Genomic DNA, 12,646 nt, shown 5'->3' on the forward strand with positions numbered 1-12,646 from the left:
CTCGGTCATCTCCACCATGAAGGTGGACTGGCCCGCCGCCAGATCATCGTGCGCCCCGACGCGGGTGAAGATGCGATCCACCAAGCCGACGCGGACGGAGTCGGCGGGCACGAAGCTGCCGACTTGGGCGAGTAAGACGATCAGCGCGACTTGGCGAAGCACCGTGGACTTACCGGCGGAGTTGGGGCCGGTGATGATGTGGACTTGTTGCGCGTCGGTGTCGAGATAGGTATCGTTGGGGATAAAGTTCGCCGCCGAGCCCATCAGCCGCTCCACGACCGGGTGCCGTCCGCCCTTGATATCCAGTATGTCCGTCGTGTCCACCGTGGGCCGGACAAAGCGGTTGTTCTGCGCGACTTCCGCCAGCGACGCGACCACGTCCAGCTTGGCGACGGCCTGCGCGACCGCGAGCACATCGCCGGTGAATTCCTGCGCCACGTAGTCCCGTACGGAGACAAAGAGATCGTACTCCAGCGCGTTGATACGCTCCTCCGCCCCCAGAACCTTGGACTCCATCTCCTTCAGCTCCGGCGTGATGTAGCGCTCGCCGGTGGCGGTGGTCTGCTTGCGGATGTAGTCGCTCGGAACTGAGGCAAGATTAGCTCTTGTCACCTCGATAAAGTAGCCAAAGACCGAGTTAAAGCCCACTTTCAGGCTCTTGATACCCGTCTTCTCGCGCTCATCGGACTCTAGCTTGGCGATCCAGCTCTTGCCGCCCCGGACGATCTGGCGCAGCTCGTCGAGGTTCTCATCGTAGCCGTCCTTGATCAGGTTGCCCTCCCGCACTGTCAGCGGCGGCTCGTCGGCGATGGCGCTGGTGAGCAGCTCGGTGAGCGTGGGAAGGCCGTCGAGGGCGCTGGCGAGCGCTTGAATGGCGGGGTGCTCGATCTGCAGCGCCTGCGCCGCCACTTCGGGGATGCGCTCCAGGGACTGGCGGAGTGCCACCAGATCACGGGCATTGGCCGCGCCGGTGGAGAGCCGCGCCATGAGACGCTCCAGATCCGCGACTGCCCGGAGCGTGTCGCGTACATCGCCGCGGGTCAGGGCATCGTCGTAGAACGCCTCGACTGCGTCTAAGCGGGCATTGATCTTTTCCACGGAGAGCAGGGGAGCATCGAGCCACTTCTTGAGCATGCGTCCGCCCATAGACGTGCGCGTCTCGTCCAGTACCGCGAGTAGCGACTTACTGCGTGCACTGTCGTAGAGGCCCGCCGTCAGCTCTAGATTACGCCGCGCTGATGCGTCGAGATACATCGCGTCCTCGGTGGAGTAGGTCGCCAGCGTCCGAATGTGCCCGACCGCGCCCATGTGGGTGGCCTTCAGATACTCCAAAAGCGCCGCCGCCGCCGATAATCCCGCCGAGTAGTCGTCGCAGCCGAAGCCCTTGAGCGTCTGTACCCCAAAGTGCTCCAGAAGCGCCTCACGCGGAAGGCGGGGGAGCTTGCCCGTTCCGAGCCGTGTGAGCGTCGCAGGGCACGCCGCCGCGATCGCCTCGGCTAGCTCGTCCATGCCCTCGGGCACCAGGCACTCGGCGGGCTGAAGGCGCAGGATCTCCTCGACTACTTTGGCGATCCCGGCGCTCTCCTCGACCTCGGTGATCAGAAACTCGCCCGTCGAGACATCCACCACCCCTATTCCATGGACGGGCTTGGAGAGTATCGCCGCGACTAAGTAGTTGTTGCTCTTAGCATCGAGCAGCGCGTCCTCGACCAGTGTCCCCGGCGTCACCACGCGGGTCACAGCCCGCTTCACCAGCCCCTTGGCGAGCTTCGGGTCTTCGATCTGATCGCAGATGGCAACCTTGAAGCCCTTCTGCACCAGCCGCGCCATGTAGCGCTCCAGCGCATGGTGCGGCACCCCCGCCATCGGGTACTTCCCGTCGTAGCCCTGCACGTCGCGCCCCGTGAGCGTGATCTCCAGCTCCCGCGCAATCAGCTCGGCATCGTCGCCATAGGCCTCAAAGAAGTCTCCCACCCGCATAAAGAGCACACAGTCAGGCCGCTCCTGTTTCATGGTCACGTAGAGGCGGAGCATCGGGGTCAGTTTTTCCAGGGGAATGTCAGGCGTGGGCATATCGCTTCTATTCTACGCCATGCCCCTCGATTGCGGAAAGCTCACTTCCTGGTCAGATTAGCATAAACAGAGGAGATCTTCCCTTTTTCAAAATGGAGTACGATCCCGTGATGTTCGTAACTCTCCTCTCCGTAACCTTTCTGTGGTTCGAATCCGAGGGACATAATAGGTGGCTTAATTTTTTTGAGCTCCTGCCCCCGTTTCAGAACGATCGTATGCTTGTCTTTTTTGATCTCTACAGAGAAATCCTCCTCGAAGCGGGTGCGGAACGCGACGAGATGGTGGTTCTGGCTAAACTCAAACTCGGCGGAGCCATCTTGCACGGAGCAAAGTTCGGGGTCGGAGCCGGTGTACTCCATGTACCGCACACAGGGCCCATACTGTTGTTTGAGCTGATCTAGTGAATCACCACCTCGCATTCCCAAAACGGTTCGGTGATCCAGATTGATCGTGATTGGTTCATGAGGTGCTTTCTGACAACTACTCAGAATGAGTAACCCAATATACAGATTTTTCCAAAGTTTCATCATGGCTTCTCTGTGAGTAGGCCGAGTTTCCAGGGGATTTTCCCGTAGGCGGTTCTGTACTCGGTGTCGCTGGCTCCTTGGAAGACGAACTGGAGGTTTTTTGGGTCTATTTCCAGGGTTTCGTCGTTGCCGGAGCGGACGAGCTCGCCGTGGCTGATGTTGGTTGTCCAAGGCGACGGGCAGTTGGTGAGGCCCGCAAACGGCTTCTCCCAGCTACCGGCGAGGGGTTTCCACGGGCCGGTGAGTGTGTCGGCGAGGTAGGCTTTGAAGTAGCGGCGGCCTTTGCCCTGTGCCTCGACAATCGTGAGGTACTCCGGGCGGTCTTTGAGTTTGTAGGTGTGCGATGCCTCGAAGATATCCGCCTGGAGCGCGAGGGTGGGTGGCGACCAGACGCCGCCGGGGAAGTTTTTGCGCTCGGTCTGACAGCGCCAGAGCTTGCCGTCGAGCGAGGTCCAGAAAAGATGGGCGTAGGTCGCGTCGCAGATCACCCAGAAGTCGAGCCACTTGGGCTTGGCGGGAGGATTGGCCATCAGCGGCTTTGGCTTGCTCCAGCTCTTAAGATCGCTCAGGTCGGTCGTGGTGGAGTAGCAGGGCTGAAACGGTGGCGTTTGGGAGTCGTCGGCGAGCTGGTAGATCAGAAACCAGCGCTTCTGGGGCGCGTAGAAAAAGAGCTGGGGGGCACAGTAGTACTTGTCGTGGAGCGCCAAGACATGGCGTGGGGCGGTGGCGGCATCGGCCCAGGTCTTGAAGCGGGTCGCGACAATGTCCACCCGTCCCGACGTAAACCGAACCGTGGCGTAGAGATTCCAGAAGCCTTGGTCAAAGACAATGGTCGGGTCTTTGACTGCCACCTGTGGATCGGCTCCACCTGGCTTTGGGCCAAGAAGGGGGGCGGAGACCTGCCAGGAAAACCGCCCCGTGGTGAAACTGTCCTCTGCGTGCATAGGCCGTGTTTACTTCGGGAAGAGGAAACCGTTGCCGGGGCCGCCGTCGTTGGTTTGGGGGTTCTCGGGGAGGTTTTCGTGGGTGCGGTTCCACTCCGACATCTCGCGAACCGAGACCTTGCCATCGCTATTGGTGTCGGCGTTGATAGCGCCACCGGTGGGCTTGACGCGGTCTAGAGCGCTCGTGATGTGGTAGTTAAACTCCCCGTGGCTGTACTGCCGTCCCCCGACGGTCTCAAACTCGGTGTCGGCGGGGCGGGCGTTTTCATCGAAGCGGCAGGCAGTGGCGATAAAGGTCTTGCTGTTTTGCAGGTTGTCGATAAAGCCGCCACTGCGGCACTGCTGCATGAAGATCGCGCGGGTGGCGTAGGGAATGGCGTTGAGCTTGTTGGAAAAGTCAGTGTCGGTGATACTGCCGCCCCGCAGGCTCAGGGTGGCGTTCATCCCACCGCCGCCGTGATCAAAGGTCCAGACAAAGAGCGTGTCGTTGCCATCCAGCTTGGGGAGACTATTGGCGGCATCGCCATTTTTCAAGCCATCAAATACTTTATTGACCCAGGTGGGGCTTGCGGGAAAGTCCGTGACGGTGCTGGGGTGGCGGTACTTGGCATTGGCCGAGGCATAGTCGGCGCCATCGCCGTAGAGCACGAAGATATTCTCGGGCTTGTAGCCGTTGTTGAGCAGGGCTTTGTACATCCAGACCGTGTCGTTCCAGAAGCACTCGCCCGCAAAGTTCTCCGCCAGATCGCCGCAGATTAGCACCGCGTAGTGTTTGACGAAGAGCTTGCTCCAATCAATCTTGGGAATCCTCACATCGACCCGGCGAATCACATCTACGTTGAGCCGTGTGGTATTGAGATTGGTGAGCGCTTTGTCAATCTGGTACTTGCTGATGCGGCTCACACCGTCGGTGAGGACATGGATCTCCCCATCGCGGAGGGCGAGGCCTTTTGCACCCGCCTGAGGAAGCTCGATCTTATCGTGGGTTTTCTCGATGGTGTCGGTGTAGCGGGCGACCTGCGAGCCATTGCCTGTGAGGACATAGAGCCCGCTCTGGAAAAACGCCATCGCGTCCATCTCCGCGCCGGGTGCCCAGCCCCGGCTGACAATGCGCTTGGTGGCGAGGTCAATTTTGAAGATCGCGCTGGAGAAGCCCGCCTCCATCGCCACAAAGACCTCTTTGCCATTGGATGCCACCGCCGTCAGCTCGCCCGACTTGAGAAGCGCACTCTCGGGCTCCTGGCTCGCATTGGGATCCGTGACGGCATCCAGGCGCAGGAGCTCGGTGGTCTGGCCACTGGCGACATTGAGCCCGATGAGAATCTTGCGTGCGCCATCGCCCAGAAGAAGCTGATCGGCGGTGTGCTTGGAAATCGAGAGTTTATCAATACTGACACTGTAGCGGCGAAGCACCTCGCCCTTCTCCCCGAGCGCGGCCACGGTGCGCGGCGCGGCGGCAAAGAGCTTGCCATCCAGATCCGTGAGCGTGTTAAACTTGTCTTGCTGCACCAGGCGTAGCTCACTGAGCTTCCCCGCCTGCATAAACTTCGAGAGGTTGATGGGGCGGAGCTGGGGAGATATCTGCGGATCAATTCGATTGATCTGTGAGAGGCTGGCACCTGCCCCAAGAGTCAGGACAGTCGCCAGTGAGAGCCCAAGAAGAATTTTTCGTTTCATAGTTACCATGCTACCCCGTTTACCTGAGTTGCTAAACTTTATTAGCCGCCGCTCTGGTCGAGAGAATGTCCTGCGTGGTTGCAGGTGGGCTCCTCCGTGCCACTGCCGAGGGAGTAGGTTCCTCCGCTGGGGCACTGGGGAGTGTTCTTGAGGTACTTGTCTGGGCCGACAAGCTCGCTTAGGACGGGCGTATGGGTGGCAGGGAGGTGGTTTTCCATGAAGCATTCCTCCTTGGCATTCCGAATGCGCCGTAGCGTCTCGATGCAGCTCTTTCGTTGCGCTGTCTCTCGTGCACGAATCATGTTGGGGATTGCAATCATGGCAAGACCTGCAATGGCGACCGTCACGGTCATGATCTCCATGGCAGAGTGCCCACGTCGTTGTTTTTGTGCTTTGCTCATGTTACGACATTGAGCAAAAATTATGCCGAAATTACTATATTGTAAAGCTGTGAAGTTCTTCACTAAGACTAGTGAGGCGATAGGCATCCAGCATTCCTAGTGACTTAATCTCCCGCTCGATGCCGAGATAGATGTGATCCGGCTGCGTGACGGCCTGCTTCTCGCGGCCCTGCGCTCCAGTAAGATCAACCTCCACTTTTCCACGAACCACGACAGTGTCAATAGTTGGGGACCCGCCTGCGACAGCGGCTTCAAGGGCCACGCGCCCCAGACCGCGCTTCACGTCAGTCGCGACGACGGAAGAACCTGGGAAGGGCCCTTTGAGATCGACAGTGTGATTGGGGCGTATCCCTCTACTGTGGAACTTAAAGACGGCAGCGTCTTAGTGGTCTACTACACCGAGGGCGAGGGAAGCCACATTCGCGCTAAGTGCTTCCGGCTTACGCCAACAGGCGTTACCTTTCTACCGGTTTAACTATTTTTCCGTTGGTGAGGGAGATCGCTACCTTACGTCCCAGCATCGTTGTCAGGGTTACAGTGTTGTCAGCTTTTGAAAATAAGCCAATAGTATTTTCATTAAGACTCAGCCAGCGAATGTGGCTAATGCTAGAAGTGACTTTGGACTGCTCTTCCATATTTAAGATATCGTTGATTCCAAGAGATATGATTTGCTTGCCATCTTGAGTAAAGACAATAAAGCGATCTTTGTCGCGATGATCCGCAATAGGATCTAGAATTGCAAAACGTTTTCCATCTTCACTGAGATAGACGGTGGGATGAGCATGATACTCAAGCTGAGGAATTCTTCCTTGATACTTCTTGCCCGAAATTCGCTCCGTGAGTGTGTAACTCCAGAACGCCTTTAAAGGATCTTTTGAACGATCTTCCTCAAGTTGTATCTCCAGAATGAATCGTGTATTCGACGTAAGGGCATTCTTCGCGAAGACGCATGAGTCAGTGTGTGCAAGATTCAGCGTACATAGCACCGAGGCGATTGGAGCGAACCGTTGGTAAAACATGATCATGGATTCCTTGCGATTGTTTGTTGTTCTAATCTAAGGGCATCGAGCATACCGAGCGATTTAATCTCTCGCTCGATGCGGTAGCGTAGGTGGGCGCGGAGGATTCGGTTGATCTCCGTGAGGGCTTCATCGGGAAGCTCTAATCCAGCGAGGGCTTTAGCATCGGTAAGCTGAGTGAGGCGCTCTAGGAGGAGAATGGTTGTCGCGTTGCAGGGCATGGCCTCGCCGTGGAGAAATTCGGTGCAGGGGATGCAGAGGGCTCCGCCGCGCGAGGGCGAGTAGCCGACCGGGGGATAGTCGGTGTCGAAGGGATTGTCGCAGCGGATACACGCCGAGAGCTGAGGCTCGTAGCCGATCTGTGCGAGGAGCTGAAGCTCGAAGGCATGGAGGGCCGTGTCGGCTTGCACGGCGTGCTGCAAGATATAGAGCGTGGAGAGGAGCAGATCAAAAGACTCCGGGTGAGGGTCGCGCTCCTCCATCACTTTCTCCAAAAGCTCGCAGGCGTAGGTGGCCCGCAAGAAGCGCCCGTAGTCGGACTTGAGCTTGGGGAACGCCTCGCGCACCTCGGCCTCGGAGAGCACGTCAAGAGAGCTGCCCTCGGCGAGGGAGGCGCGAAGCAAGAGGAGCGGCTCGCTTGCCCCCGAGAGCTTAGAGGTTGGCTTGCGCGAGCCTTTCGCAACGGCGCGGAGCTTGCCCAGGTCCCGCGAGAAGAGGGTGACGATCTTGTCTTTCTCTCCCAGCGGGATGCGACGGAGCACGAGAGCGACGGTTTTATAGGTGGCCACGCGCTATTGTACCGGAGCGCACCGACCTGCCCTCGTGAGGCACTAGTCGGGATTGATCCCCAGACCCGCGATCTTGTTGTTCTTAGTCAGAACAAGGCTAATCGTGAGTGTCGCACCTTCGTAGCTACCCCGATAGACATACCGACGTGTGTTTTCTTCGCTGGCTCGCTTTAACAGAACGAGCATCTTGAGACTCCCAAGCGACTTCAAGTAGTTGGCTCCCTCTTGATAAGCACTCAGTGGGAGTAGTTTCAGAAACTCGGTGGTGAACTTGCTATCCTCGCGCTTGCCGCCATCGGTGAGTACCGAACTAAGGAGCTTGGTGACCTCAGGCTCTTTATCCTCAATGGGAGCGGCCACAACCGGGGCGAGCTCGGGGATATAGTGTCCCGCAATGAGGCGGCAGAGCTTGTCGGGGTTGGCAGTGCTGGCGTTCGCGAGCGCGATGACCGTGAGCTTGTCCTCGACAAACCGATATATCCCCGTTCGGAAGCCTTGCCACGCACCGCCGTGGGAAATACATTTGTGGTTGTTGACGGGAGAGAGAGCCCAGCCAAAACCATACGGGTGGCTTCGACCATTGTTGAGTGTGACAGGAGTCCACATTGCCTTGCGGCTTGCAGGTGTGAGGATCTTCCCCTCCGTGAGGGCAAGATCCCACTTCACCATATCGAAAACCGAGAGGTAGAGACTTCCATCTGCGGTCGTATTAAGGGCAGGTGAGACCCAGGATTGGTTTTTCAGCTCACCTTTAATCCGCTCATAGCCCGCAGCGCGGTTGGGGATGATGTCTGCCTCGCTGATGATGCGTGCGGTTTCCATTCCCGCGGGCTTGAATATCTTGTCCCGGAGCTGGTCACCGTAGAACCTGCCTCCCACTTTGTTGCAGAGAAATCCTAAGACATGGTAGCCCATGTTGCTGTAGGACCACTTCTCGCCTGGCTTGAAGAGCAGGGGCAAGCTGCCCTCGATCTTTAGCAAGGCATTGTCGGTGTAGTCCTTGCGCAGATCGAGCTTGTTGTAGGGATCTCCCAAACCCGACGTGTGGGTGAGAAGATGGCGCACTGTGATGTTTGCCCAGCTCCTAGAGACTTGGGGCAGGTACTTGCCGATAGGATCGTCTAGCTTGACTTTGCCGTCTTCGACCAGACGAAGTACTAAGGCCGCTGTGAACTGTTTACCGACAGAGCCAGACTGGTATATCGTCTCCGCTTTGGCAGGGATCTGGTGCTCCACGTTAGCCAAACCGTAGCCCTGTGCTCTAATGAGTTTTCCCTCACGGACGACGGCGATACTCGCGCCGGGAACTCCCTGGCGTTTCAGCTCCGCGCTCAGGGAATCATCGAGCTTCTCCGGTTGTGTGACGTTTCGCATCTTGCGAAAATTATACCCGACCATCCGGTGCGAGCGCAGCGAGCATGAGTAGCCGTGGCAGTGCCTCAGTGTCACCTGCTGCAAGCGCGTTGAGGAGAGTGGGGAGCTGCCCAAAGCCCAGTGCCTCCGCCTGCTGGGCTTGGTCGCGCAAGCGCCGCGCTTCGTGCTCCGAGAGAGCTTCCCGGCCACCAATCAGGAAATCTCCTAGCGTTTGCGGCAGCTCGTCGGTGAGGAAGCGCGATGGTGAGAGTGTCTCGGGAGGCGCGAGGGTGCCGAGATTGCTGGTTGTAGCTGCACCACTCTCCAGCCACGGCTGTACCAGGCGACGCACGCCGTTTTCCTCGCAGACGATCCCGGTGGGGGAAAGCACCATCCCCCCCGAGGCGCGGCGACAGGCTCCCGCGATAAAGCAAACCGTTCCGGATGGAAGCGTCTGCAGGAGCACGTCACAGCCCGCCGCGCCTTGGGAATGGTAGGGGTGCACGAGCCGCGCCATACCTCCCAATCCGTCCCGAACCTCCGCGACAACGGCTTGCTGCGCCGTGTCAAAGCCGACCGAGAGCACTTCGGCGATAGGGACGACATGAAAGTCTTCCGCCAAGCGCTGAGGGCGCAGAGGCGTGGGGGGAAGCGTCGCCAGGCGCAGCTCGATCTCGTGGAAGCTCTCGACAAGCACGGGAGCACGCAGCTTTTCCCAAGCGAATGCCTGCGGATGGAGCGCGGCAGGGGCTCGACCAAAGGAAAAACTGCCGCTCGGGGTGCGCTTGCCCCCACGCACCAGAGTTCGCCCCGCTGCCACCGCGGCCAGGGAGATGCTCTTTGCGACCGTCGCTGTGGCAAGCTGTGCAAACGAGCGCCCCTCGCGCTTGAAGTCTCGTGAGAGGGCGACGACCTGGCCGGAGTCCTCGTCCTGGAGAAACGCCGTGAGCTGGATGCCCTCGCGCCGTACCCGTCCCGAGCAGCCAAGCCCGATGAGCTTTGCTGAGGCAATCTCCAACAGCCGATCTGAGGCCGCACCGCGCACAAAGACCGGCGGCACCGTCCCCCGATTGGCCCGTGTGGTCGCAAGGCGCAGGCACAGCTCGCCCACAAGCAGAGCCAGCTCACCAGGGTCAAAACGTGCATCGCGGCTGGTGTAGGCGGCGTGGAGCACGGCAAGCTCTGCCAGGCACTCGGCGGGCCAGATCAGCCCGGCTTTGCGGAGTGTCTCCTCGCCGCGCTGGAGCCGATCCCAGAGTGCCGTGGGGGCGCTGGCAAGCCCGACGGCCAGAAGCTCCCGGAGAGCAGGCGCGACGCTGTCCAGTGCCTCGATAGGAACGGGATAGGGCGTGGTGCGCGAGTCCACCAGCCCCGCTTCGGCGTCTGGTGGGAGCGCGTCAAAGGCCCAGAGCGCCATCCAGGCATGGTCACAGGGCGCGGGCTGGCCGCAGTCACAGACGGCAAAGTTGGGGTCGCCTGGCACGAGAAACCGCGTGACGGTTCCCAGGCTATGACAGCGTGCGGTGGGCTTGGCGGAGCGCACCAGCTCAAAGAGCTGACCGGAGTCGTAGAGCTTGCGGGCAGTGGGGGAACCCACCCGGCTTGAACCCACCCGGCTCTCCGTTCGTTCCTCACTCTGAGCCACCCTCCCTTGATCCAAGGGAGGGTCGTACGCCATCACGGAGCGCACGATATGGCGGCAGGGCGGCTCGGCGGGACAGGTACAACGGGCCTGGGCAAGCGGCTTGCCCGCAGGCAGAACGCACTCGAAGTCGTCCGACCAGCGCACCGTGAGCGTCCCATCCTCTGCCTCCGAAAGCTCGTGCGTGAGCGACTCCAGCTCCTGCCGAGCACGCTTCACCGTCCCACGATTTGTCAGCGCCGTTAGATCATCGTCCGTCAGGGCGAGTAGCTCGGGCCTCACTTGACCTTCTCCCCGACCCACTCGGCGAGCTCTCCAGGTGTCATGGCTCCGATATGCGCTCCAAGGTTGGCCATGCGTCCGGCGAGCTCCCGGTCGTACGTGGGATTGGCGTTGGCATCAAGCGCGGCAAGTCCGAGGAGGTGCACGCCGCTCTCGACCAGGCGCTTGGTGGCTCCCAGCAAGACCCGGGTGTCGGCTCCTTCAAAGAAGTCGGTGATGAGGACGATAATCGTGCGGCGTGGGTTCTCGACGCGGCTCTCGGCGTAGGCCAGCGCCTGCCCGATGTCCGTGCCGCCGCCGAGCTGGACTTTCATGAGGATCTCCACGGGATCGGTGCAGTAGTCCGTCACGTCCACAATGCTGGTGTCAAAGAGAATCAGGCGGGTCTTAAGGGCAGGAATTCCAAAGAAGATTGCCGCCGTGACGGCAGCATGAATCACGCTGCCCACCATCGAGCCGGACTGGTCCACGACAATCAAAATCTGCCACTTGTCCACATGCCGCTTGATCCGTGAGTGAAAGTACGGCTCTTTCAAGATCAGCCGCTGACTCACCGTGTCCCAGTGCCGCAGGTTCCGGCGCAGCGTGGTCGCCACATCGAAGTTCTTCGCCACTTTAAGATACGAGCGCCGACGAAGTGGGGCACCGAGAAACGGGCTCTGCACCTGCGTCGCAAGCTTTTCCAGCAGCTCCTGCACGACTTTTTGCACCAGTGTCCGAGCGAGCGCGAGTACCTCCGGGTTCATGAGGTGCTTGGTGCGGAGCACGGCGCGGAGCAGGGTCTGGCTGGGCTGGGCACGTGCCAGCAGCGCCGGGTTGGTGACCATCTCCTCCAGGCCGTAGCGCTCCAGCCCATCTTTCTCGATGCGCTCGATCACGCGCTGGGGAAACAGCTCGTGGATGGCGTTGATCCAGTCGGGGACACTCAGGTTCGACGGGTCAAGCGTCCCCGCTCCGCCACTCCCCGCCCGCGTGTTGCGCCCCGGCCCGTACTCCCGGTCGTAGAGGTAGGCAAGCGCCGCCTCTTTCTCGGCCCAGTCTCCCTCCTGAGGCAGCCCCCCCAGCAGGTCTTCCGTGCCCGCCCCCAGCACGAGTCGCCAGCGCAGCTTGCGCTTGATCTCTTCGGTCATACCAGGCTCTCCAAGAGTAAAAAAAGCTTGTTCTCCAGCGCGAGGGCGTGGGCGGCTTGCTCCGCAGAGACAATCAGGGCGGGAAGTGCCGCGCCGGAGTCGCCGCGCACCTCTAGTAGCTGCCGGGCGAGCTGGTGCTTCTCGCGGGGAGGAAAGAACGAGAAGGCAAGGCGCAGACTAGGTAGGGCGAGCAGGAAGTCGTCGTCGCCAAAGGCCAGCAGGAGCGTATCGAGGCGTAGCATGAGCTCGGGGGTGGTGCGGGCGGCTTCTCGGGCGAGGGTGAAGAGGCCCGTCAGAAAGTCTCCCAGCTGGTCGGGCTGTGCGAACGCGCCCACCAGCTCCAGAATCTGTGCATCGTCGGCGCTTCCCAGGCTCCAGAGCGCCCCGACCGCCGCGCCGCGCAGGGCAGGCGCACGAGTGCGATCAAAGGCTACCTGGTTCAGCACATCGCGCAAAGCCCTGTCGGAGAGCGTCTCCTGGCACCGCCGCCAGACCTCTCGAAGCTGCGCGATCCCATGGATTGTTTGGGCACTGCCCTCGGTGACGCCGGTCAGGAGCCAGACACCGCGCTCAAAGGCTTCGGTGAGTAGCGATAGAAGCGCGTCGCTGCCCACTGTTCCCAGTGCCTCATCGAAGCGGTAGAGATAGAGTAGGTGGCCCAGTGCCTGAACCAGCCGACCAAACTCGCTCTCGGAGCGCAGCAGCTCGATGAGGGGCGCGAGAGGGAGCGCGATTCCCATCTGCGCCGCCTCCAGCCGGAGCAGTGCGGCTTGCTCCGCATCACGATCCGCTTGCTCGGCCCGCTCCGTG

General features: G+C 60.3%; 12 protein-coding genes. 1 reads left to right on the top strand and 11 read right to left on the bottom strand.

Translation table 11 applies throughout. The features are described 5' to 3' along the window. From mutS to RMO15_RS10895, 5 genes are all read right to left on the bottom strand, one after another. Positions 1-2,073, bottom strand: a 2,073-nt coding sequence (mutS, locus tag RMO15_RS10875; RefSeq protein WP_309711893.1) for a DNA mismatch repair protein MutS, incomplete at its 3' end; no start/stop codon positions are given. A gap of 41 nt (positions 2,074-2,114) precedes the next feature. Beyond that, positions 2,115-2,603 (bottom strand): hypothetical protein, encoded by a 489-nt coding sequence (locus RMO15_RS10880; protein WP_309711896.1) that lies wholly within the window; start codon positions 2,601-2,603, stop codon positions 2,115-2,117. Then, the gene (locus RMO15_RS10885) at positions 2,600-3,544 is read right to left on the bottom strand and encodes a non-reducing end alpha-L-arabinofuranosidase family hydrolase (RefSeq protein WP_309711898.1); all 945 of its coding nucleotides are present in this window, start codon (positions 3,542-3,544) and stop codon (positions 2,600-2,602) included. Before RMO15_RS10885 ends, RMO15_RS10880 begins: the two co-directional genes overlap by 4 nt. A 9-nt stretch (positions 3,545-3,553) precedes the next feature. After that, positions 3,554-5,221 carry a C13 family peptidase gene (locus RMO15_RS10890; protein ID WP_309711901.1) on the bottom strand — a complete coding sequence of 556 codons (1,668 nt, stop codon included), beginning with the start codon at positions 5,219-5,221 and terminating at the stop codon, positions 3,554-3,556. 41 nt (positions 5,222-5,262) lie between these two features. Next, positions 5,263-5,622, bottom strand: a complete 360-nt coding sequence (locus RMO15_RS10895) for a hypothetical protein (RefSeq protein WP_309711904.1) — start codon at positions 5,620-5,622, stop codon at positions 5,263-5,265. A 133-nt stretch (positions 5,623-5,755) separates the two neighbouring features. Between RMO15_RS10895 and RMO15_RS10900 the strand changes: the two genes are divergently transcribed. Further along, positions 5,756-6,097: a sialidase family protein gene (locus RMO15_RS10900; RefSeq protein ID WP_309711907.1), complete on the top strand. Its 342-nt coding sequence runs from the start codon at positions 5,756-5,758 to the stop codon at positions 6,095-6,097. Here RMO15_RS10900 and RMO15_RS10905 read toward each other — a convergent pair. The 6 genes from RMO15_RS10905 to RMO15_RS10930 form a co-directional block, all read right to left on the bottom strand. Continuing rightward, entirely contained in the window at positions 6,078-6,641 is a 564-nt protein-coding gene (locus tag RMO15_RS10905; protein WP_309711910.1) for a hypothetical protein, read from the bottom strand. The genes RMO15_RS10900 and RMO15_RS10905 overlap by 20 nt on opposite strands. Before the next feature lie 2 nt (positions 6,642-6,643). Continuing rightward, complete coding sequence (gene recO / locus RMO15_RS10910; RefSeq protein WP_309711913.1) at positions 6,644-7,429, bottom strand: DNA repair protein RecO; 786 nt, start codon at positions 7,427-7,429, stop codon at positions 6,644-6,646. Positions 7,430-7,471: 42 nt separating this feature from the next. Beyond that, complete coding sequence (locus tag RMO15_RS10915) at positions 7,472-8,803, bottom strand: serine hydrolase domain-containing protein (protein ID WP_309711915.1); 1,332 nt, start codon at positions 8,801-8,803, stop codon at positions 7,472-7,474. A gap of 10 nt (positions 8,804-8,813) precedes the next feature. After that, on the bottom strand, positions 8,814-10,706 hold the full coding sequence (locus RMO15_RS10920; protein WP_309711917.1) for an SWIM zinc finger family protein: 1,893 nt from the start codon (positions 10,704-10,706) through the stop codon (positions 8,814-8,816). After that, the gene (locus tag RMO15_RS10925; RefSeq protein ID WP_309711920.1) at positions 10,703-11,836 is read right to left on the bottom strand and encodes a VWA domain-containing protein; all 1,134 of its coding nucleotides are present in this window, start codon (positions 11,834-11,836) and stop codon (positions 10,703-10,705) included. Before RMO15_RS10925 ends, RMO15_RS10920 begins: the two co-directional genes overlap by 4 nt. Next, a partial coding sequence (locus RMO15_RS10930; RefSeq protein ID WP_309711923.1) for a DUF5682 family protein occupies positions 11,833-12,646 on the bottom strand: 814 nt, incomplete at its 5' end. The genes RMO15_RS10925 and RMO15_RS10930, both read right to left, overlap by 4 nt.

The organism is Armatimonas sp., from assembly GCF_031410135.1.
Classification (GTDB): Bacteria; Armatimonadota; Armatimonadia; order Armatimonadales; family Armatimonadaceae; genus Armatimonas.

Bases quoted from the DNA above. Each gene is read 5' to 3' on its own strand.
- RMO15_RS10880 (WP_309711896.1), bottom strand. From the start codon at position 2,603: ATGATGAAACTTTGGAAAAATCTGTATATTGGGTTACTCATTCTGAGT.
- RMO15_RS10885 (WP_309711898.1), bottom strand. From the start codon at position 3,544: ATGCACGCAGAGGACAGTTTCACCACGGGGCGGTTTTCCTGGCAGGTC.
- RMO15_RS10925 (WP_309711920.1), bottom strand. From the start codon at position 11,836: ATGACCGAAGAGATCAAGCGCAAGCTGCGCTGGCGACTCGTGCTGGGG.
- RMO15_RS10895 (WP_309711904.1), bottom strand. From the start codon at position 5,622: ATGAGCAAAGCACAAAAACAACGACGTGGGCACTCTGCCATGGAGATC.
- RMO15_RS10890 (WP_309711901.1), bottom strand. From the start codon at position 5,221: ATGAAACGAAAAATTCTTCTTGGGCTCTCACTGGCGACTGTCCTGACT.
- RMO15_RS10915 (WP_309711915.1), bottom strand. From the start codon at position 8,803: ATGCGAAACGTCACACAACCGGAGAAGCTCGATGATTCCCTGAGCGCG.
- RMO15_RS10905 (WP_309711910.1), bottom strand. From the start codon at position 6,641: ATGTTTTACCAACGGTTCGCTCCAATCGCCTCGGTGCTATGTACGCTG.